A 21,141-nucleotide genomic window follows, 5' to 3' on the forward strand; every position below is an offset into this window, starting at 1 on the left:
TGGGGCGCGTCCCGCTCAGCGCAGTTCATCGAGCGAGACGGCCGCTGTTCGGTCCGCGGTGACCCACTCCGTCACGGTCTGCTGACGGTCCGAGGGGAAGATCGTCAGCTCCGAGGGGTTCTCGGGGTCGTCGTACAGGCAATCCAGTTCGAACTCCGGGGCTTCATTCAGGTCAGTGTCCGACGGGGGCGTCGTGGTAGCACTCATGAGTCAGGGAGTGTGGGGATCACTGCAGTTGTCACACAGTTCATCGGGGGCGCTGCCGTTAGCAGCGAGGACAGCAGTCCCGCACCGTCGACACGTTCGTTGGGACCGAGCGTATTCGGTGTGAGAGTGAATATGTTCGATATCACGTTTTCCGCCCATATCTGCTATAGATGGGCAATTACTAAAAATACTTTTGGAAATTCACCCAGATATTCCTAATACAACTAAATGTAATTGTATCTATCGCGTGTATCCGAATCGTTCGGGCAGAACGTCGGTCCGCAATCGGACAGCTGTCCGAAGAACGGCGCGGGCGACAAAACCGGTACCGAGAAAAACGAGAGTGGTTCAGGCGTTCGCGGCAGTTCGGAGGATGTCCGCCGCGTCGTCCAGCGCGTCGTCCAGCGCGTCGGCGTCGGGACCGCCACCCTGTGCGAAGTCCGGCGGACCGCCACCGCCGCCACCGACGCGGCCAGCGAGTTCGCCGACGACCTCACCGGCGTCGACATCGATGCCATCAGGTACTGAGACGACGAACTGCGCGCCGTCGAGGCCCGAGCCAAGCACCGCGATGTTGCCTTGCTCGACAACGGCGTTGGCCTGCGCTCGGAGTTCGTCCATGTCGGCGTCGATCCGCTGAACGACGGCGGTCGCCTCGCCTACGTCGACTTCCTCGCTGTCGCCGCCGCCGCTGGCGCGGGCCTCGGCGAGTTGCTCTTTGAGCTGTTCGATCTCTTTCCCGCGAGCCTTCCACTCGTCGAAGAACCGCTCGGCGGTCTCCGGAACGGCATCGGGCGCGACGTCCAGCACGTCGGCGGCCTCGGTGAGCGCGTCCTCGGTGCGCTGGGTGGCCTCGATAGCGGCGTTGCCCGCCGCGAAGGTCAGCCGGATGACCCCGTCCTGAATCCGCTCGGTGTTCAGGAGCTTGACGGCTCCGATGTCGCCGGTGCGGGCGACGTGGGTACCGCCACAGGCCTGCACGTCGTCGCCGACAGTGATGAGCCGAATCTGCTCGCCGGCCGGGATGCCGCCCTGGTAGAGGTCGAAGCCGTGGCGCTCCTCGGCCTCGTTGCGGTCGGGCCACTCCTGTTTGACGGCGATGTTATCCTGCACGATATCGTTTGCGAGCCGCTCGATCTCTTTGACCTCCTCGCGACTCACCGACTCGTAGTGGCGGATGTCGATGCGAGCGGAGTCAGTACCCTTCTGAGCACCGGCCTGTCTGACGTGTTCGCCGAGTACCTGCCGGGCGCTGTGGATGACAATGTGGGTCGCTGTGTGGTGTTGCATCAGGCGCTGGCGACGGGTAGCGTCGACCTGCCCGCGGACGAACTCACCCTTGCCGGGGTCGTCGTCGCAGGTGTGGACGATGACGTCGCCGTACTGCTGGACGTCGGTCACCTCGGCGGAGACGTCGTCGGTCGACAGCGTCCCTTCATCCGGCGGTTGGCCGCCACCTTCCGGGTAGAACATCGTCTGGTCGAGCACCACGTCGTAGGTGTCGTCGTCGCGGTCGAACACCTCAAGCACGACGGCCTCGAACTCGGTCCGCTGCTGGTCTTCGTAGTAGAGCCGGTCGGTCTCGGGGAGCTCTTCGAGCCGGTCCTCGTAGGGCGTCTGTGACTCCTCTGTGGCGGTGTCGCCGCCGCCGTGGCGCTGGGCGACGACCGCGTAGAAGTCGTCGGGTACGTCGACTGAGACGCCTTTCTCGGCGGCGATCTCCTCGACCATGTCCGGCTGAATCCCGTGGGAGTCGTACAGTTCGACCAGCTCCGCGGTCGGGATGGGCTCGCTCTTTTCGGCGTACTCGTCGGCTAGCTGGCGGACGCGCCGGCCGCCGCGGTCCAGGGTCTCGCGGTACTTCTCGACCTCGGAGCGGACGATGTCGCGGATGGTGTCGCGGTTCTCGTAGTCGAGGCGCTCGGCCTGCATATCGACGAGTTCGTCCAGCGGCGCGTCGACGCCGACACCGTCGGCCAGTCGCTTCGTCCGGCGCAGCACCATCCGGGCCAGATAGCCCGTCCCGACGTTCGACGGGACGATACCGTCGCCGAGCATGTACGCGAGCGTCCGGCAGTGGTCGGCGATTGCATAGATGTCTTCGAGCGGTTCCATCAGGGCCCGCATCTCCTCGACGTCGACACCGACCTCGGCGGCGATGGTGTCTCGTTCGGCCTCGATGTCCTCGGCCTCGTCAATGTCCATCCGGCCCGCGAGCTTCGCGGCCTCGTGGACGACCTGCTCCTCCTCGTCGGTGAGTTCGATGCCGGCGTTGTCCTTGAGGAAGGCGATCATGTCGGGATAGACGGCCTCGTACACCGTCGGTGTTCCCTGGCTCATCCAGGTCCAGCGTTCGAGCCCGTAGCCGGTGTCGACGATGTAGGTGTCCATCGGCGAGTACCGGTTGCCGTCTTTCATCTCGTACTCGCCCTCTGGGTCCTGCTCCATGGACATGAAGACGAGCGTGGCGAGTTCGGCCCCGCGGTAGATGACCTCGATGGCCGGACCGGCGTTGCCGCCGCCGACCCACGGGTCCTCGATATAGACGATTTCGTCCAGATTCGCCCCCATCTCCTCGAACAGTTCGTCGCAGTACCGGACCGTCTCGTCTTTCCAGTACACCTCGCCCTCGTAGGCGTACTGCTCGGGGTCTTCGATGTCCTCGCGCGCGTTGAACGCGTGGTGGGCCATCATCTCGAAGGCCATCGTGTGGCGACCGGTCTTGCCGACGTTGTCGATGTCCTGCATCCGGATGCAGGGCTGGCTGATGCACAGCGGGTTCGCCGGCGGCGGCGTCGTCCCCGAGGTCACGAGCGGCTGGAAGTCGTAAATCGACGCCTGCGTGAGAAGCACGTCGTCGCGCCAGCGGTTCGCCGCCACCGGGTACGGGTCGATGCGCTCGTGGTCGCGTTCCTCGAAAAAGGAGAGGAACGCCTCGCGCATCTCCGTCAAAGAGTGGGACTCGTCGAAGCCGGGGTTGTCGATGAAGTCGTACTCCGCACACGGCGGTTCGCCGCAGGTCTCGCGCTGGACACGGGACCAGAACATGTCGCCACAGGAGACACACTCCTGTCTGTGGAAGCCTTCCTCTTCGAAGTAGTCGAGTTGGTAGGCCTCGTCGAGGTCGCTCATTGGTGTTCAGTTGGCCCACGTTCGCCTAAAACTGTTCCGAAGGGGCCGGCAGTATCCCCGGCTGTCAGAGCGTGACTGAGGATTCCCCGGACAGGGTCTTCGGCACGACGACTTCCTCGGTCGTCATCCCACCCGCTGGCGAGGTAATACGCAGCGTTGCAGTCTCACCCTCGGGCAGCGGTTCGCCGAACGTGGTAGCACCGTTGATTTCCTGACTCTCGCCGAGATCAAGAGAGATCGTGAATCGGTCCTCAACGTCGTTTAACACCGGCTGAGAGCCATCGTTGTCTTGAACAGTCGAGACAACGAACCGGCCATCAGGTTTACCCTGTGCACCGCCGGCCGCGAGCTGGTAGTACGACCCGCTCGGACCGATCCACTGAACGGTCGTCTTGTCCAGATCCACGTTCCCCGCACCCGGTGCGCGCTTGACCGTGATGTTCACCACGCCGACCTCACTGTTGCTGGTGAAATGGTCACCGGTCATGCCGACGACCTGGATGCGGTTAGTCGTCGAATCGCTGGACTGCTGACCCGTCGCCTGCGCGGAACTCTGCAGGAACCCGGCAGTGTTGATGAGTACGCCAGCTGCGATTGCCGCGACCAGCACCATCGCGATAAACACGATCAGGGTGCCGATCCCGACCTGTCCGCGGTCCTCGCCCGTCCCCTCCGTAGATGGTCGTAAACGTTGCATTTCAGTTGTTGATACTCTTATGTAGCTTTCATAATAAACTTCACCGACCAGTTATCAGGTGTGAAAAATTGGGAGTTCTCGGTACGAGGCCCTTACTCGCCCTGCGCAAGCGAGGCCAGCATCGCTTCGAGTTGCACACGCTCGTTCGCCCCACGGGTGATCCGATAATCGGTTTCGCCGATGCGTTCGAGCACCCGGACGGCTGCGTCATCGTCGATATCGAACTCCCAGATAGAACGGTGCAGTTGGTCGATGATGTCGCCGCCCGCGATACCCTCCTCTGTCAGTAGTCTATCGAGCGTTGCCCGCGAGGCGGTGAAGTCCCCGTCCAGCGCCGACTGGACCATCTCCCGGATCTCTTCCGGGCGGGCCGTCGAGGTGATCGCGTACACCGCCGACTCGTCGACCGTGTCGCCGCTGACCGAGGCCGCCTGCAGGCCGTTGATGGCTTTCCGCATATCCCCGTCGGCGGCGTAGACGAGCGCGTCGAGGCCGTCTTCAGTCAGTTCGATGTCCTCTTGCGCGGCGATATTTCGGATTTCCTCAGCCACGGCATCATCGGCCAGCGGTGAGAACCGGAAGACCGCACACCGGGACTGGATAGGGTCGATGATCTGGCTGGAGTAGTTACACGAAAGGATAAAACGGACGTTGTTCGAGAACTGCTCCATCGTCCGGCGCAGCGCCGACTGTGCGTCGCTCGTGAGGGCGTCGGCCTCGTCGAGGAAGATGATGCGGTACTCGACGCCGCCGAAGCTCGTCCGGGCGAAGTTCTTGATGCGGTCCCGGACCACGTCGATACCGCGCTCGTCGGAGGCGTTCAGTTCGAGGAAGTGCTCGCGCCAGTCGTCACCGTACAGTTCACGGGCGATAGCCGTCGCACACGTCGTCTTTCCCGTCCCTGCCGGCCCGGAAAACAGCATGTGGCTCAGGTCGTTGCGCGAGACGTAGCTCTTGAGCCGCCCGACGATGTTCTCGTGACCCATCACGTCGTCGAGCGTCTGCGGGCGGTACTTCTCGATCCAGACCTCCTCGCGTCCCGCCCGCGACTCGGACTCGGCCTCACTCATGGACGATGGGAGGCGTGGGCCGGTCTTAAACCCCGCGAGAGTCGACAGTCTCAGGTGCGTCGGCGGAGTACGGCCGGGTATGCACGTCACCGTCGAGATTGCCGGCGAAGACACCCACGAACTGGAGGTGGACGCGGACGCGACCTACGGCGACCTGCTCGCACCGGTCGACCTGAACCCCCACGAGGTGTCGGTTCTCGTTGACGGCGAACACGTGCCGACTGACCAGCCCGTCGCGGCCGACCGCGTCCGCGTCGTGCGCCTCATCAAGGGCGGATAGTCCGCGATGCGCGTTCGCGAGGCGACCGAGGCCGATCTGCCGGCCGTGATGAACGTCCTCGACGGCGCGGCGCTCGAAATAGACGTGGCGACAGTCCGCGGCGGTATCGAGCGCGACGGCACGCTCGTCGCGGTTTCGGGCGACGGCGAGACGACGAGCGACCGCGTCCTCGGCGCGCTCGTCCTCGACGGCGACCGCGTCGCGGCCGTGGCGGTCCGTCGCCGCCGCCGCGGCCAGGGCATTGGGACGAGGCTCGTCGAGGCGGCGCTCGACCGGCGGGACCGGCTCATCGCAGAGTTTGACGCAGACGTGCGGCCGTTCTACGAGCGACTGGGGTTCGACGTAGAGCCCCTCGACAACGAGGCCGACCGGTTTCGCGGGACTCGCTAATTCCGCCGGCCGGTCAGCTCCTCGACGGACAGTTCGTACAGCGTCACGTCCATCTCGTCGGTCGGCTCGTCGAACACCCGGATGGGCGCGTAGCGCTCGTTAATCTCGACGGCCTCGTAGGCCGGGTCGTCCTCGGGGACGGCGGTTATGGGCCCGCGGGCGACGACGCTCCAGCCGGTCCACGACTCCGCGTCCGGCGTCGCCGCCGTCTCGGTAACGACATACGTCGCCGTTTCAGTGGCGTCGAGGTACGCCGACTTCTCGCTCTCGCTCGTCTCGCCCAAGCGGAAGTACAGCGACCCGCCCTCGTAGTGGTGAAACACCGGGAGGGCGTACGCGTCGTCGCCGTCGGCCAACGCGAGCACGCCGCTCTCGCTCGCGGTAAGACGGTCGCAGACGGCGTCGTCGGGCATCCCCTTTGTGTAGGCGAACGCGATATCGGTGTCCATGGGCCGACGACGCATGCAGTGGGCTTAAACGAGGGGTTCGACCAGATCCCGACCGGCAGCGAGCAGTTCGTCGACGCGGGCGTCGCTGCCGGCCTCAGCGTAGACGCGGAGCTTCGGCTCCGTGCCCGAGGGGCGGACCAGCACCCACGTCCCGTCTTCGAGTCGAATCTTGAACCCATCGACAGTGTTGATACCGTCGACAGCGACCCCTGCCAGCGCGTCCGGAAGGGCGGTTTCGAGGTCGGCAAGGACGGCCTCCTTCCGGTCGTCAGGGCAGTCGACGCTGATGCGGTCCTGGTGGATTTCGCCGTGTTCGTCCAGCAGTCGGTCGACACGAGCATCGAGAGGTTCCTCGCGCTCGGCGGCAGCAGCGACCAGCGCCACCAGCACGCCGTCCTTGTTCCGCAGATGGTCCGGCAGGCCGAAGCCACCGGACTCCTCGCCACCGAACAGCGCGTCGTGCTCGGCCATCGCCTCGGCGACCCATTTGAAACCGACAGCGACCTCGTGGACGGCCTGCCCGTGGGCCTCGGCGACGCGGTCGACGATGCTAGAGGTCGAGACCGTTCGGACCACGTCGCCCGTTCCGTCCTCAAGCAGGAAGTCGTACATCGCGGCGAAAAACAGGTTCGGGTCCAGATAGCCCCGCTCGGGCGTGACGACGCCGATGCGGTCGGCGTCGCCGTCGTTGATGATTCCCAGCGCGGCGTCGCCGTCGCTGACCTCCGCGACCAGTCCCTCGGCGTTCTCCGCCGACGGTTCGGGCGACCCGCCGCCAAAGTCGGGGTCCTGTTCGCAGTTGAGCCGGGTCACGTCGGCCCCAGCCGCTTCGAGCAGGGCGTCGGTAACGCCGCGGCCGCTGCCGTACAGCGCGTCGTAGGCGACTGGAAGGCCATCGAGGTCGGTGTCGACGTAGTCCAGCGCGTGCTCGTGGAACGGGGTGATGAGGTCGTCCTCCGTTCGTTCGCCCCACTCGTCCTCGGGAAGCGGGTCGAGGACGGCGAGGTTCTCCTCGAAGGCGGCCGTCCAGTCGGGCAGGGCCGGCGAGCCGTCGCCGGGAATGAACTTCACGCCGTTGTACTCCGGCGGATTGTGGCTGGCCGTGATCTGGAGTGCCCCGGCCAGATCGCGGTTTTTCACCGTCCAGGCGAGGATTGGTGTCGGCGTGTCTCGGTCCGGCAAGAGCGCGTCGAACCCGTTGGCGCGCAAGACGTGCGCGAGTTCATCGGCGAACCCGGGTGAGGTTTCGCGGGCATCGTACCCGATGGCGACGGTCCCGGTCGCCCCGCGCTCGGCGAGGGTCGTGGCGACGGCCTGGCCGACCATCCGGACCCGCGGCTTCGTGAACACGTCCAGCGTCGCCCGCCAGCCGTCCGTCCCGAAGGCGATTGCACCTGCGTCGACATCCGCGTCGTTGTCCATAGCCCGCGGTTCTCGGCCCCCAGACAAAAAGTCACGCATCATCGGTAAGCTGTCATGTTGCCGGTGCCGACAGCCAAAGGCGAGCGGCGGCTCAGATATCGAAATCCGCTTCGGCGTCGCTGGATTCGACGAGCCGTTCTTTCTCCGCTCTGGAGTACTGCTTGATCTCGTACTCGCGGCTCATCGCGTCGGACTGCGACGCGAACGACTCGACGTGGATGAGTTCGACCGGGGTTCGGCCGCGCGTGTACTTCGCGCCGTCGCCGGCGTCGTGCTCGCGGACGCGGCGTTCCACATCGGTCGTGTAGCCGGTGTAAAACGTGTTGTCGCTACAACGGAGGACGTACACGTGGTAAGGGCTCCGCGCGGTAGTCATCGCACGATGCTGGTGGCCCAGTGGGCCTCACACTTGTTGGGCGCGCTCTCTCGATACCTCGGCAATGCCAGCGTTTGCCGAGCAGTTGGGACATGCCCGGATGTGTCCGCGTTCATCCGCGAACACTCGGGCGAACTGGTCTGAGACGTGCGCGCCGCAATGATCACATTCAGGCATCGTGTTCGTCGGCGACACCACCGCCGACGTATACGCGTACGCGCGTTATTCTGATAGCTCTTTACCCAAATACTTGGGTATACCCATGGCCGGAGAGGGTTGCTAGTCCCGTGCATCGTCGAGCTGTCTGGCGATTAGGCCGGCTTGCGTTCCGGCGGTGAAGCCGGCGTCAATGTTCACGACGGAGAGGGCGGTACAGGACTGGAGCAACCCCGAAAGGGCCGCCTCACCCTCGCCGCCGTGGCCGTAGCCGGTCGAGACGGGCAGGCCGATAATCGGCACGTCGACGAGACCGGCAACGACCGTCGGAAGCGCACCTTCGCGGCCCGCTGCGACGATGAGGACATCCTGGTCCCGGAGGCCATCGACCGCGTCTATCGTCCGAGCGAGACTCGCAACCCCGACATCGTCGATGCGAGTCACGGTCGCGCCCATCTCCTCGACGATGAGCGCGGCCTCACCGGCCGGAACAGCGTCAGACGTCCCGGCAGTCACGACACCCACTGACGCGTCCAGCGACGGACGTTCGAACGCCGACGTTGTCGCCACCAGCCAGTTCGAGCGGTCGTCCCAGCGAACTGTCGCGTCCGGGGCGATCTCGTCCAGTCGCTCCCGGACAGTCGTTGCAGTTGGTGCGTCGAGTCGCGTCACGATAGCCCGCTCCGTCGTTTCGATAGCTGTCGCCGCCAGATCCGCCACTTCCGTCGGCGTCTTCCCGTCCGCGAGGACAGCCTCGGGAACGCCGGCACGGTCCTCCCGGGCGGCGTCGAACCGACCGGCCCCACTGGTCGCGTAGCCCGCAAGCGCCGCTTCGGCTTCCGCCGGGGAGAGGTCGCCCGCCGCAACCGAATCGAGTATCTCGCGCATAGGACCCATTCGGGGATACGACCACTCCTATCCGTCGGTCCAGGTCGGCGTCTCGTCACAATCAGGGCCGAACCTGTGGGAGCGCGCGTGAGCGACGCTCGGCCGGCGTAACGCGACAATAGCCGTCTGGGGCAGGCCAAAAGACGTATTGTGATGGACTTAATCGGACACAATCGCGGATTTATAAGGGGTTATGTGTCGTATAATGCCTCAAACTGCCGGTTATAGGGTCGAGAGCGAACTAATTGGAGAAAGTATATAAGTAACCCCCGTCGATACCTCGTCTGTATGGCAGACCTAATCGTCAAAGCCGCCGTTAAGGAAGAGCTCAACGACATGAACGTAGCGTCCGACTTCTACGACGCACTCGACGAGGAAGTCGAAGAGCTGCTTCAGGACGCAGCCCGACGAGCTGACGAGAACGACCGGAAGACGGTCCAGCCGCGCGACCTGTAAGGTCGTTTCAGGCAGCGTATTTTTTTGACGCAAGCCGACGAGCAGCAGCTACTCCGAGAGCGCTCGGACGGTGACGCCGTCAGTGGTGCCAACGTGGATCTCGTCGGCCATATCGACGAACAGTCCGTGCGCAACGACGCCGGGGAGCGCGGCGAGGTCGGCGGCGAGCCCGGCGGGGTCCTCGATAGCGCCGAAGTCGCAGTCGAACACGAGGTTCCCGTTGTCGGTGACGACCGGGCCGTCCTTGCGCTCCGCACGGCGGAGCTCGGGGTCGCCGCCCAGGTCCGCGACCGCCGCGGCGACCGTCGAGCGGGCCATCGGGAGGACTTCCACGGGGACGGGGTGTTCGAGCACGTCGGCCTCTTTGGTCGGGTCGGCGACGACGAGGAAGCGGTCGGCGCTCGCGTCGACGACCTTCTCCCGGGCGTGGGCCGCGCCGCCGCCCTTTATCAGGTCGCCGCCGGCCACCTCGTCGGCCCCGTCGATGGCGAGGTCGACCGACGCGTCGTCGAGGTCTGCGAGCGGAATCCCGCAGTCGCGGGCCAGTTCGCGCGACTGGAAGGAGGTGGGGACGCCGACCACGTCGAGTCCGGCGTCGACCGCCCGCCCGATGGCCCGGATGGCGTGGGCCGCCGTCGACCCGGTCCCAAGGCCGACCACCATGCCGTCCTCGACCGCCTCTGCTGCCGATTCCCCCGCTGCTCGTTTCGCCGCGTCGGAGCCGCCCTGCTTCATGTGCGGTGGGTCGACAGACGCGGACAAAACGTTTGTTCTCCCGACCGCAAGCACCCGTATGACCGACTGCACGTACTGTGGCTGTCCGGTCGAGGCCCACGACCCCGTGTTCGTCAGCGAGTCGCCCGAGGGAACGCCGACGGGGCAGTTCTGCAACTACGGCTGTCTGGCGGCCCACATCGACGCGGCCGACCTGACCACCGGCACGGCCTGCGAGTGGTCGCCGGACCAGTAGCGGAACGAGCCGCCACCGGCGGCCCCCGGAGTCCGTCGGATGCCGGATGGATTTTAGAGGGATGCCGACGCAGGGACGGTAATGACACAGTTCGGAACGAGCGGCATCCGCGGCCCCGTCGGCGAGACGGTGACGGCCGAGTTGGCGCTGTCGGTGGGGCGGGCGCTGGGCGTCGACTGCGAGCGGGTGGTCGTGGGGCGAGACCCGCGGGCGAGCGGCGAGTACCTGCAGGCGGCGCTGGTGGCCGGTCTCCGGGAGAGCGGCGTCGATGTGGTCGACCTCGGCACCGCGGCGACGCCGACCATCGGCCGGGCGGTGGCCTGGCAGGACGCCGACGCGGGCGTCGCGGTGACGGCCAGCCACAACCCGCCGGAGGACAACGGCATCAAGCTCTGGCAGTCTAGCGGGCAGGCTTTCGATGCGGACCTGCGGGCAACCATCGAAGAGCGACTGGCGGACGGAGCGTTCGAGCCGGCGGCGTGGGACGAGAGCGGCGGCCACGAGTCCTGGGACGCCGGCCAGCGCCACGTCGACGCGCTAGTCGCCGAAGTCGGCGAACGAAACCTCGACAGCCACGTCGTCGTCGACCTCGGCAACGGTGCGGGCCGGGTCAGCGTCGACGCTCTCACAGAACTTGGCTGTGCCGTCGAGACGCTCAACGGCCAGCCCGACGGCGTGTTCCCCGGCCGTCCCTCAGAGCCGAAGGCCGAGAACTGTGGGTCACTTTCGACACTGGTGGCCGAATCCGACGCCGACCTCGGGATTGCACACGACGGCGACGCCGACCGGATGCGCGCGGTGGCGGCCGACGGGACCTTCCTCTCGGGCGACGTGTTGCTGGCCGTGTTCGCCCGCGCCGTGGCGTCGCCGGGCGAGCGGGTCGCCGTCCCCGTGGACACGAGTCTCGCCGTCGAGGACCACCTCAGCAATATCGACGTGAGCGTCGAGTACACCCCGGTCGGGGACGTGTACGTCGCCGAGGCCGCCAGCGCCGAGGGGGTCGCCTTCGGCGGGGAGCCAAGCGGCGCGTGGATATGGCCCGACCGGACGCTGTGTCCCGACGGCCCGCTGGCGGCCTGTACCGCCGTGGCGCTGGACAGCGAGCGCCCGCTCGGTGAGCGTGCCGCCGACGTACCGGACTACCCCATCCGCCGGGACAGCGTCGAAACTGACGAGAAAGAAGCGGTAATGGACCGCGTTCGTGAGACAGTGACCGATACCTACGACGACGTGACGACGCTCGACGGCGTCCGCGTCGACCTCGGCGACGCGTGGTTCCTCCTGCGGGCAAGCGGTACACAGCCGCTCGTTCGGCTTACCGCCGAAGCTCGTAGCCCGGACCGTGCTGATGCGGTGTTCGAGGAAGCACGCACACTCCTCACCGACGCGCTGGTATAGAAGGTGAGACGGGAAGATCCGAAAAGCAGCGGTTGGTAGCGAGTGCAGCCGGCGAGGAAAACGTCCCCGCAACCGTCAGGTCACAGGGCGGCAGTTCCTGACCGGTTCTATCCGCGACGTGTGGACCGGGCCTCACGGACGTCTGCCCCGTCGCGAATCTTGTCTTCGCACTGCGGACAGACCCTGGGCTTTTCGACCCCGTTCGGCGTGAACACACGCGCGTAGTCAGCCGTTACAAAATTACCGCAGTTCTGGCATTCCGGCATACAACCCTGTATGTGGGTTATACCCTCTTAATTGTTATTGGTTTGGTAAGAGTTCGCATACGGGGCGTTGGCGTCGCTACCGGGAGAAAACACCGTTTGGTTCGAAAGAGGGGAACGCTATCAGGCAACTCGATGGGGCGCTAGTGTCGATTGGCTGCCACAGCGCCCGTCACGGAGCGGTGGATTTGGGGCGGAGTGTGGCCGGTTATTCCTCGAAGGAACTGGTAATGGTTCCGTCCTCGGACAGTTCGATGACACCGTCAAAGAGTTCCCGGAACGCCGCGACCGTCTCCTCGTCGTGAACCTCGTCGGCAAGGTGGAACATCCCGACAGCGTCGTACTCGTCTAGCAGGTCGAGGATGTCTTCGACAGCCGACAGCGCGCCATCCTCGTCGGCGTAGTAGATAAGCTCCGTCAGCGAGTCGAAGGTCACGCGGAGTTTCCCGTCGTGGTCCTGCAGGAACGTCTCGGTTTCCGAGACGATGCCGGACAGATCATCCGGCGCGGAGACGTACCGAACGCCCTCGGAGCGGCGGCGGGTGTAGCCCCGTTCGACCGACAGCGTATCGAGGATCGTCGCCCTCGACTCGTCGACCTCGTAGTACTCCAGTTTCTGCTTGACCTCCCGGGCGGTGGTCCGAGTCGAGATGACGAGCATCGAGTCGGTGTCGGTCGCAAGGAAGTCCGTGTCCAGTCGGTCCGTCTCGCCGGTACTCGGGTGCAAGAGCAGTATCCCTGTGCCACCCGGAACAGTCTCCGGCGCGTTGTCGATAGCCAGCGTATACTCCATATGCACATCAAGGAGGGTGGCACCCAATTAAGTGTGCGGGTCACGGTCAGAATACGCTGTCCGCCGTCGCAGCCCCGACGACGCTGAAAATTGCACCGACAGTGATGGCCTTGAGGGTCGTCAGGGTGACGGCCATCGGCGTCGGGTCCGGCAGAATCCCACCGTTGACCAAGAACGTGTCCGGCGCAGTAAACGCCACCGCAAGAATGGCGACGGAGCCAAACGCCACGATCATCAGCGAGACGAACCGGACCGGAATTCCGGCTACCTCCGCCTCGGTGTCCACGTCACGGTCGGCGTCAGCTTTGTACAGCGCCCCGTACCCGATAGCGAACACGATACCGACAACGAGCACCGCGTGATACCAGGACATATTCTCGGCCAGCACCCACACCTCCTCGGTCACGACGAACGGTCCCGCGAGCAGGAACCCGCCGACGAGTTGCTGGGCAGTGTCAGCGACCCGGTATCGGCGTCGGCCCATACCGGATTGCTGTCCCGTCAACAGGAAAGTCTCCCGGTCCACTACTGTCTGACAGGACCGACACCCAGCCGCCGCGGGATGGACCACAGCTGCCGCTCTTGTTTCAACTGGAAGAAAAATACGCTATCGTCCACGGGTTTCCAAGTGAAGCAGAGGGGTGGATGGCGGTGAAGGGACGGAAAAATCGCGACATTATCGGCTGATTCAGGCAGCAGATAAAAGCGTTTCGTCCACAGCCGACGGGTCGAGCGGGCGGCGACGGCTTACGTCGTCCGGAAGGCCCGGTCACCGGCGTCGCCGAGCCCCGGGACGATGAACCCGTCCTCGTCGAGTTCATCGTCGATAGCGACGCTGATGATGTCAGCGTCCGGCTGAGCCTCCGAGACGCGGACGATTCCCTCGGGCGCGGAGACTGCGGCCAGGACGAGCAGGTTCTCTGGCTCCGTCTTCTCCGAGGTGATGTAGTCCAGTACCGTGGCCATCGTCGACCCGGTCGCAAGCATCGGGTCCGCGATGATGACAGTGTCGTCTTCGGTGATTTCGGGCAGCTTGACGTATTCGACGGAGATGGGGAACTCGCCGTCGTCGTTCATCCCGGCCTCCTCGTCGCGGCTGGCTGAGATGACGCCCTGTCTGGCGCGGGGGAACGCTTTGAGCAGTCCCTCGACGAACGGCGTCGCGGCGCGCAGGACGTTGACGATGACCACATCGTCGAGTCCTTTGACGCGTTCGCCCATCGTCGTGGTCAGCGGCGTCTTGACTTCCGTGTACTCGGTCTCCATCCGACCGTCGATGATCTCGTAGCCACAGATACGGCCGAGGCGGACCAGTCCCTTCCGGAACGCGACCTGTTCGGTCTCGACGTTTCGTATCCGAGTCAGTTCGTCTCGCGCCAGCGCGTGCGTGACGACAGAGGCGTCGCCGCGCTGTTCGATTGGCATATCGTGCCCGTTGACCCCCGATGGGTTAAACGGTTCTCACTCACACTTCCGGCTGTAACTATTGTAAGATATTCGCGGTGGCGGAATTCGGTACAGAATTACAGCCGACAGTATCAGGCCGGCTCGGGCGTGCCCGCCTGCGTTGCGGGATCGCCGCCGCGCTGGCGGTTCTTGGCCATGAGGAAGAGGAACAGGGCGAGGCCGACGCCGCGGAGTACGATATCGAGTAACACCGTCATCTCACCACCGGCGATGCCGACCAGGCCGAGGATGTCGTACGCTCCCGACACCGCGAGTCCGGGGGCCATCAGAAGCAGCGAACTGAATGCGAACGCCCCCCGCTCGCCACGGGAGACCGGTGCGTACGCGAACCCGATGACTGTCGCGGCCAGCGCGACGACGCCGAGGAAGACACCGATCACGGGTATCAGTATCTCGGGGATCGCGTAGCCGACATCGAGGAGGTCCGCGGTCCCGACGACCCGGTATTTGTCCCCGATGTCGAGGCTGGCAGCGTCAGGGTTGCGACGAAGCAGAATGATGCCCGGCGTGACGATGAACGCGAACGGGACGATTGCCTTGTTGAGCGACAGCGAGAACGCTTCGATACCGGTTTCGAAAGCGTCGGACTTCGCAACGCCGGAGGCGGCGTAGGCGGCCACCGCGACCGGCGGCGTGATGTCGGCGATGACGCCGAAATAGAGGATAAACAGGTGCGCCGCGAGCAGCGGGACGCCGAACTCGGTCAGCGCTGGCGCGAGCAGAGAGACGAGGATGATGTAGGTCACCGTCGTCGGCATTCCCATCCCGAGGATAATCGAGGAGAACGCGGTGACGAGCAACAGCAATACCAGCGAGCCGCCGGCGACAGCCGTGATGAGCGAGACGAGGTTCGGGCCAAGACCAGAGACGCTGATGACGCCCGGAATGATGCCGGCGGCGGCGACAGCGATGACGACCGGGACCGCGGTTCTGGCCCCGCTCTCCATCGACTTCCCGACGAAGACACCGAGCCTGTACAGCCCATTCGAGGCCAGGTCCGGGCGGCCGACGGCGTCAGCGGTCGTTTCGGCGGTGTCGTCGACAGCCCCGTCGAACGACAGCAAGGGCGAGTCGAGTCTGGGACGGGTAATCAGGGTGAGGACGCCAGCGAGAATGATTATCGTGCCGACGTTGCCGAGGGCCGCCGAAAAGGCGGAGCCAAGCGGCTGTGAGCCGGGCAGTGCAAGCGCACCCTCAGCCGTCAGGTCTGCCGCGACAAGTCCATCAATACGACTGAACAGCGCCGGGAACGCTGTCGTGGCCTGTACGAGCCGATTGAACAGGTATCCGAAAACACCGACGCCAGTGAGGGACTGCGTGAGCGTTGTCAGTCCGAAGAGGGATGCAAATGTAATGCCGAGTCGGGCACGCGTCTCGTCGCCGTAGGCCGCGACGAGCGTGATGAGCGCCCCGATTGCGATGAGCGTGAACCACGCCGAGCGGGCGACAGACAGCCGTTCGATGATGAGGTAGTACAAGAGCAGTCCGAGCGGGACGAGGTAGAACCAGCCGCTACGGAAATGGCTCCGGAGGTCGACCAGTTCAGAGGAATCGAGGCCGCCGATATCCTCCTTGACCGCCTCGAAGTGGACCATCACCCAGACGCCGAAGAAGAAGACGATAGCGGGAATCGTCGCGACGACGATGACATCAGCGAACGGCGTCGCTGTGTACTGGACGATAAGGAATGCGGCGGCCCCCATCACCGGCGGGAGAATCTGCCCGCCCGAGGAGGCAGAGGCCTCCACGCCGCCGGAGAACTCCGGCGAGTAGCCCGACCGCTTCATCAGCGGGATGGTGAACGCGCCGGTCGTCACCGTGTTCGCAATGGAGGACCCGGAGATGGTTCCCATAAATCCGCTTGCGAGAATCGACGCCTTCGCCGGGCCGCCCTTCCGGGTGCCCGTCGCGCCGTACGCGAGGTCGATGAACCACTGCCCCGCGCCAGACATCTCGAGGAACGCGCCAAAGAGGATGAAGATGTAGATGAACTGCACGGAGACGGTGACCGGAATTCCGAACACCCCGTTTTCCGTATTGTACCAGAGGTTCTGGATGATGGAAGGCCAAGACAGCTCCGGGATGGAGAGCACGCCGACGTAGGCGGCGTCCTGTGGAATGAGGACGCCGAAACGAGCATAAACGATGAACGCGGCGACGATGACCATCAGCCAGAGGCTGATGGCCCGGCGGGTCGCTTCGAGGACGAGCAAGACACCGACCACGCCCAGCACGAACGCGTAGGAGGTGTCGGCGAGCGGCCCGAGCAGGCCTGCTATCGGTTCCAGAAAGGTGAATACGTCTTGGATGGGACGGCCACGCTCAAGGCCAAGTGCGCGCATGCGCTGTATCTCATCGAAGTCAGTGATGAAATACGCAGCCGATAGCGCCGACAGGACCATGAAGACGAAATCCGAGGGCGTCACACGGTCCATCTCGGCGTCGAGGAACGCCCAGGCAAGGGCGCTCCCGATAGCGTGAACGACGCGAGACATCGGATGCTCCGGGCCGAGTTTCTCGTCGACCAGCGACCCGAGCGCGATACAGCGCCGGGAGAGCGGTCCGTCGCCGGTGCTGCCGGGATACAGCAAGAACGTCAGAATGAGGCCGAAGGAGACGTGGACAGCGTTGATCTGGAGCAGTTGCAGTGACGCGAACACGACATCACCGACGCCGGGAAGCGAAATCGAGAGGACGAACCCTTTCGCCGCGAGCCACATCTGAAACACCGAAAACGAGATGCCGATGAGCGCGACGAGGACGACCGCCCAGCCAGTGAGCGAGCGTTTCCGCTCGATCTCCTGCAGTACTTCATCGACTTCCTCGTCCGATACGGCCTCCCCGCCGTCGTCAGATCGTGTGTTGTCAGTCATGTGTTGAGCCGGTCTGTCGCGGCACCGAACGACGAGCGCCGGGTCACATAGAGGTGGACCGAGCGGCCGTTGGTGCGGGCTACCAAGTCGTAGGTTTCGCCTCCGACGTGAAGGTTATGTCCTGCAACATCACCGGGAGAGACTGTCACACGCGTGTAGTTACCCGGCGGGTCAAAGACATACATTCCGTCTTGCCACGTGACGTTGGCCCCGCTCGGAAGCCCCCAGCCGAAGGATTCGAACTCCATGCGGGTCATCTCAAGATGGTCGCCACGAACTGTGTACTCGTCGTAGACGCGCGTTTTTTCGACGCTGTGCATGTACTCCAGCGCCACCGTCGTGCCGTCCTCGACCGGGACCGTTAGATACTGCTCACCGGTCTCAGTGTCTTCGACAACCAGTGCACGTCCGCCGGGAAGCGCCGCTACAGCCCCGATGAGGAGGAGGGCAACGAGCACCGTGACGGCAACGTATCGTCGTCTCATTGGTTGCTGGATAATAGAAGACGGGTGGTAAACAATACGGGTGGCGTCAGTCAGCGGCGTTACGCGTCGAAGTAGGCCGCTGCGCCGGGGTGGAGTTCGATGGACATTCCGTCCTGTGCGGAGTCCTTACTGATGAAGTCCGTCTTGATGGACAGGTCGTCGACATTGTCGAAGATGGCTGCGGTGACCGACTCGACCGTCTGTTCGGGCTGTTCAGCGTTCGTTGCGATCATCGCCTGGACGGCAATTGTTTCGACAGCCTCGTCGACGCCGGTGTAGGTGCCGGCAGGGATAGTGTCGTTGGCGAACCACGATGCATCTTCCTTTGCCGCGTCGCGGTTGTCGCCGGAGATCGGGACGATGACGAGGTCGTTGGTGTTCGCGAGGTCCTCGATAGCGCCGACCGGCCAGCCACCGACGACGAACGCGGCGTCGATGTCGCCGTTCCGGAGCTGGTCGGCGGCCTGGGAGAACGAGGCGTTCTGCTCGGTGAAATCGGAGATCCCAACCGACTCCAGAATCTGGAGGGCGTTGACCTGGGTCCCGCTCCCGAGGTCGCCGGTGTTGATCGTCGCCCCTTCGAGGTCGGAGAGCTGCGTGATACCCGTGTCCGCGAGGGTGACGACTGTAATCGTCTCCGGGTACAGGGTCGCAACACCACGGAGGTTCTCGACGGCGTTGCCCTGGAACGCATCAATCCCTTCGCCGTTCCTCGCGAACGAGGCGATATCGTTCTGAATGAGCGCGAAGTCGGCGTCGCCGCTGGCGAGGCTGCCGACGTTCTCGACGCTCGCACCGGTCGACTGGACGTTCAGCGTGAAGTCCGTGTTCTCCTCTACGACCGTCTTGAACTCGTTCGAGAGCGGGAAGTACGTCCCACCAGTGCCGCCAGCGTGCCAGGAGAGGCGGGTCTCCATGTCGCCGCCGTCGCCGTCTGTCTCGGTCATGCCGCCGTCGCCGCCGTCGCCGTCTGTCTCGGTCATGCCGCCGTCGCCGCCGTCACCGCCATCGCCGCCACCGCCACAACCAGCGAGTGCCGCGACGCCTGCAACGCCTGCTGTCTTGAGGAACCGCCTACGCGTGGAGTTGTTAGTCATACGTATGTCTACGTTGCACGGGGTATTCAAGAATGTTAGCTAGTATACAGTCGCTATTTGACTATATCGTGCGATAGCGTGTGACAGAGTTATTCGCTGGACGGGAGGTGGCTGAGAAAAAGACTGACAGCCGAAATGTCATATTTTCCAATAATTTCAGTGCTACCTATGTTTCAACAGAAACCTGCCACGTCAGGACTCGTTACGCGGACGTCTCGATGCCGAGTTCGTCGAGCAGCGTCCGGGCGGCCTCGCTCGAGGACGGTGGGCCACGAGCTGTGATGAGGTCGCCATCGACGGTCACGCTGGTGTCGGCGTCGAGTTCTGCGTCCCAGTCTGCGCCGGCGGCCTTCACCTCGTCTTCGACCCAGTACGGGAGCTTCCGGCCGTCGGGGAGCAGGTCGTTCTCGTCGACGATGCCCTCCTCCCAGGCGTTCGGGAAGCCGGTGACCGAACGGCCGTCGACGAGGAACTCGCCGTCGCTGTCGCGAGTAAAGGCCAGAATCCCGACCGTGTGACAGACGACGAGGGCCTTTCCGTCGTCGCCAGCGACGCTCTCACGCAGCAGTTCACGGGCGTGCGTGTCTTGTGTGATATCCCACTCAGCGCCGTGACCACCGGGGAACACAACAGTGTCGTAGTCGTCGGCATCGGCCTGTGCCAGCGGAATCGGGTTGTTCAGGCGCTCGTCAGTCTCATGGACCTTACGAACGTGTTCCGAGAGGTCTTCGCCGACTTCGTCGGGATCGACGGAGCGTTCGTCAAGTACCGGCGGCTCGCCGGTCGGTGTCGCCACCGTGATATCCAGACCGGCCTCTGTGAGGGTCGTCAGTGGCTCGATACATTCTTCGCCCCAGTAGCCGTGTTCGCTTACGACAAATAGTGCGGATGGCATCGGACTACTGTTCGCGTGCAATCCTTATAAGCGGCCGTTCGGTGTTGAGCGAAGCAGAGCGAGCAGGCAGGTCGCTTCGCAGGACCCGGACACACCGCGTCGCTGTCGAAGGGCGGCAGTGATTTCGCTGGACGAATACCGACGACACCGTTACAGCGGAAACGTTTAACCTCACTGAGCAGCAACTCGGCGTGTACAGATGGACAGCCCATTACAGCAGGTTCCGCGGCTGTCATAGACCGATCTATTATACCATGGCAGACATCGAAGAGAGCGTTTCAGGATTCAAGACGAAAGGCGGCTGGGTCGACATCGTCGAGCACGGCGAGCGCATCACGCAGGCGCTGAAAGATATCGCTTCGGACGAGGATGTCGACAGCGACGCCCTCAGTGAGTTCGACGAGTGGCGACCGAAAAGCCACGAGCGACTGGACGAGGACGTCAACGAGAAGACCGCTGACCAGGCGAGTGTCGACGAGGGCAAGGGTGAACAGGCCGGCAAGGGGCCGGACGAGGACCTCCAGACCGCCGGCGAAAAGCTCAGCGAGTCCTACGAGAACCTCGACGAACCCGACGAGGCGATGGAGCGCTGGAGTGAGTCCGTCGACTACGTGGCGCGCGCGGCTGACTCCGCCAGCCGGAAAGCCCTGCGAAAGGTCGAGGACACCGTCTACCGCAACGTGATGACCCAGATCGCACCCTATTACTTCGACAACGACCTCATCAGCGCGAACCTCCGTCGCGTCGGCGACGAGGAACGCCCCGAGTACGTCTTCGAGGTCAACGTCAACGACGACGACCTGAAGATGCGCGTCTCGAACAAGCTCGCCGACTTCGAACAGGCCGTCGACCGCTGGCACGTCGACACCGAAAAAGTCACCGAGGCCGTCGAGGCCGCGGAGGGTGTGGACGCGACAGAGCCCGGGGAAGAGACCGATGCGAAGACGAACTGAGCACGCCGCCGGGTGAGCGGCATCGATTTTGCGTCCGAGAGACAGACGGGCAAAGGCGAGCGTCGCCGCACAGACGCTTAGATAGCGTCGCCGGGGTCGTGCTGTTCGGCCATCCGAGTCGCTTCGGCCGCGTACTGCGCCTGCAGGTCCGGGTCGTCGACAGACCCGAGGTTGTCCGGGTCGGCATCGACGGCGGCCGTCGTCTCCCGCACGTCCGAAAACGAGGTCAGCGCGCGTTCTTTGCGGAAGTACTGTTCGCCATCAGACGTCGCGTACGTGAGGATGATGAGGTTCTGCTCGTCGTCGGAGTAGGTTCGTTCGACCAGCCAGACGCGGACAGTCTCTTCAGTGGCGGACATACGGGAGCGAACCACGCGCTGCCACCTGAACGTTTGCCCGTGACGCCCGCGCCCAAGTCGATAAT

At 64.3% G+C, this 21,141-nt stretch carries 23 protein-coding genes; 6 read left to right on the forward strand and 17 right to left on the reverse strand.

The window, feature by feature from the left end:
• Window positions 1-15: 15 nt before the first annotated feature.
• The 4 genes from BVU17_14515 to rfc form a co-directional block, all read right to left on the reverse strand.
• Window positions 16-207: a hypothetical protein gene (locus BVU17_14515; GenBank protein ID AUG48675.1), complete on the reverse strand. Its 192-nt coding sequence runs from the start codon at window positions 205-207 to the stop codon at window positions 16-18.
• Window positions 208-555: 348 nt separating this feature from the next.
• A complete protein-coding gene (locus BVU17_14520) occupies window positions 556-3,339 on the reverse strand; it encodes an alanine--tRNA ligase (protein AUG48676.1) in 2,784 nt (927 codons plus the stop codon).
• A 64-nt stretch (window positions 3,340-3,403) separates the two neighbouring features.
• Window positions 3,404-4,036: a flagellin gene (locus tag BVU17_14525; protein ID AUG48677.1), complete on the reverse strand. Its 633-nt coding sequence runs from the start codon at window positions 4,034-4,036 to the stop codon at window positions 3,404-3,406.
• Window positions 4,037-4,128: 92 nt separating this feature from the next.
• Window positions 4,129-5,106 carry a replication factor C small subunit gene (rfc, locus tag BVU17_14530; GenBank protein ID AUG48678.1) on the reverse strand — a complete coding sequence of 326 codons (978 nt, stop codon included), beginning with the start codon at window positions 5,104-5,106 and terminating at the stop codon, window positions 4,129-4,131.
• A 79-nt stretch (window positions 5,107-5,185) separates the two neighbouring features.
• Here rfc and BVU17_14535 point away from each other — a divergent pair, with 79 nt between their 5' ends.
• Window positions 5,186-5,386, forward strand: coding sequence for a small archaeal modifier protein 2 (locus BVU17_14535; protein AUG48679.1), 201 nt, complete (start codon window positions 5,186-5,188; stop codon window positions 5,384-5,386).
• Between the two features lie 6 nt (window positions 5,387-5,392).
• Window positions 5,393-5,776, forward strand: a complete 384-nt coding sequence (locus BVU17_14540) for a GNAT family N-acetyltransferase (GenBank protein AUG48680.1) — start codon at window positions 5,393-5,395, stop codon at window positions 5,774-5,776.
• Here BVU17_14540 and BVU17_14545 read toward each other — a convergent pair.
• From BVU17_14545 to BVU17_14560, 4 genes are all read right to left on the reverse strand, one after another.
• On the reverse strand, window positions 5,773-6,225 hold the full coding sequence (locus tag BVU17_14545; GenBank protein AUG48681.1) for a hypothetical protein: 453 nt from the start codon (window positions 6,223-6,225) through the stop codon (window positions 5,773-5,775). The two genes, BVU17_14540 and BVU17_14545, sit on opposite strands and share 4 nt — an antisense overlap.
• A 24-nt stretch (window positions 6,226-6,249) precedes the next feature.
• On the reverse strand, window positions 6,250-7,647 hold the full coding sequence (locus BVU17_14550) for a phosphoglucomutase (protein ID AUG48682.1): 1,398 nt from the start codon (window positions 7,645-7,647) through the stop codon (window positions 6,250-6,252).
• A 91-nt stretch (window positions 7,648-7,738) separates the two neighbouring features.
• A complete protein-coding gene (locus BVU17_14555; GenBank protein AUG48683.1) occupies window positions 7,739-8,023 on the reverse strand; it encodes an endonuclease in 285 nt (94 codons plus the stop codon).
• A gap of 279 nt (window positions 8,024-8,302) precedes the next feature.
• Window positions 8,303-9,067 carry a hypothetical protein gene (locus BVU17_14560; GenBank protein AUG48684.1) on the reverse strand — a complete coding sequence of 255 codons (765 nt, stop codon included), beginning with the start codon at window positions 9,065-9,067 and terminating at the stop codon, window positions 8,303-8,305.
• Between the two features lie 288 nt (window positions 9,068-9,355).
• On the opposite strand from BVU17_14560, the gene BVU17_14565 reads away from it, so the two are divergent.
• The gene (locus tag BVU17_14565) at window positions 9,356-9,523 is read left to right on the forward strand and encodes a DUF1931 domain-containing protein (GenBank protein ID AUG48685.1); all 168 of its coding nucleotides are present in this window, start codon (window positions 9,356-9,358) and stop codon (window positions 9,521-9,523) included.
• A gap of 48 nt (window positions 9,524-9,571) precedes the next feature.
• On the opposite strand, the gene BVU17_14570 is transcribed toward BVU17_14565, so the two are convergent.
• Window positions 9,572-10,258, reverse strand: coding sequence for a ribose 5-phosphate isomerase A (locus BVU17_14570; GenBank protein AUG48686.1), 687 nt, complete (start codon window positions 10,256-10,258; stop codon window positions 9,572-9,574).
• Here BVU17_14570 and BVU17_14575 point away from each other — a divergent pair.
• Window positions 10,257-10,493, forward strand: coding sequence for a hypothetical protein (locus BVU17_14575; GenBank protein ID AUG48687.1), 237 nt, complete (start codon window positions 10,257-10,259; stop codon window positions 10,491-10,493). The genes BVU17_14570 and BVU17_14575 overlap by 2 nt on opposite strands.
• A gap of 81 nt (window positions 10,494-10,574) precedes the next feature.
• Window positions 10,575-11,891: a phosphoglucosamine mutase gene (locus tag BVU17_14580; protein AUG48688.1), complete on the forward strand. Its 1,317-nt coding sequence runs from the start codon at window positions 10,575-10,577 to the stop codon at window positions 11,889-11,891.
• A 471-nt stretch (window positions 11,892-12,362) separates the two neighbouring features.
• Here BVU17_14580 and BVU17_14585 read toward each other — a convergent pair whose 3' ends face one another.
• From BVU17_14585 to BVU17_14615, 7 genes are all read right to left on the reverse strand, one after another.
• Window positions 12,363-12,947 carry an ATPase involved in flagella biogenesis gene (locus tag BVU17_14585; GenBank protein AUG48689.1) on the reverse strand — a complete coding sequence of 195 codons (585 nt, stop codon included), beginning with the start codon at window positions 12,945-12,947 and terminating at the stop codon, window positions 12,363-12,365.
• A 46-nt stretch (window positions 12,948-12,993) separates the two neighbouring features.
• Window positions 12,994-13,431 (reverse strand): DUF2391 domain-containing protein, encoded by a 438-nt coding sequence (locus tag BVU17_14590; GenBank protein AUG48690.1) that lies wholly within the window; start codon window positions 13,429-13,431, stop codon window positions 12,994-12,996.
• 263 nt (window positions 13,432-13,694) lie between these two features.
• Window positions 13,695-14,372, reverse strand: coding sequence for a uracil phosphoribosyltransferase (locus tag BVU17_14595; GenBank protein AUG48691.1), 678 nt, complete (start codon window positions 14,370-14,372; stop codon window positions 13,695-13,697).
• Window positions 14,373-14,485: 113 nt separating this feature from the next.
• Window positions 14,486-17,287 (reverse strand): C4-dicarboxylate ABC transporter permease, encoded by a 2,802-nt coding sequence (locus BVU17_14600; GenBank protein ID AUG48692.1) that lies wholly within the window; start codon window positions 17,285-17,287, stop codon window positions 14,486-14,488.
• Window positions 17,284-17,772: a C4-dicarboxylate ABC transporter gene (locus BVU17_14605; protein ID AUG48693.1), complete on the reverse strand. Its 489-nt coding sequence runs from the start codon at window positions 17,770-17,772 to the stop codon at window positions 17,284-17,286. The genes BVU17_14600 and BVU17_14605 overlap by 4 nt, the downstream gene beginning before the upstream one ends.
• A gap of 59 nt (window positions 17,773-17,831) precedes the next feature.
• Window positions 17,832-18,869 (reverse strand): C4-dicarboxylate ABC transporter substrate-binding protein, encoded by a 1,038-nt coding sequence (locus tag BVU17_14610; protein AUG48694.1) that lies wholly within the window; start codon window positions 18,867-18,869, stop codon window positions 17,832-17,834.
• A gap of 202 nt (window positions 18,870-19,071) precedes the next feature.
• Complete coding sequence (locus BVU17_14615) at window positions 19,072-19,764, reverse strand: type 1 glutamine amidotransferase domain-containing protein (protein AUG48695.1); 693 nt, start codon at window positions 19,762-19,764, stop codon at window positions 19,072-19,074.
• A 254-nt stretch (window positions 19,765-20,018) separates the two neighbouring features.
• Here BVU17_14615 and BVU17_14620 point away from each other — a divergent pair, with 254 nt between their 5' ends.
• Window positions 20,019-20,717, forward strand: coding sequence for a hypothetical protein (locus BVU17_14620; protein AUG48696.1), 699 nt, complete (start codon window positions 20,019-20,021; stop codon window positions 20,715-20,717).
• 77 nt (window positions 20,718-20,794) lie between these two features.
• On the opposite strand, the gene BVU17_14625 is transcribed toward BVU17_14620, so the two are convergent.
• Window positions 20,795-21,076 (reverse strand): hypothetical protein, encoded by a 282-nt coding sequence (locus BVU17_14625; protein ID AUG48697.1) that lies wholly within the window; start codon window positions 21,074-21,076, stop codon window positions 20,795-20,797.
• Window positions 21,077-21,141: the final 65 nt, after the last annotated feature.

It is taken from the genome of Haloarcula taiwanensis (assembly GCA_002844335.1).
Taxonomy (GTDB): Archaea; Halobacteriota; Halobacteria; order Halobacteriales; family Haloarculaceae; genus Haloarcula; species Haloarcula taiwanensis.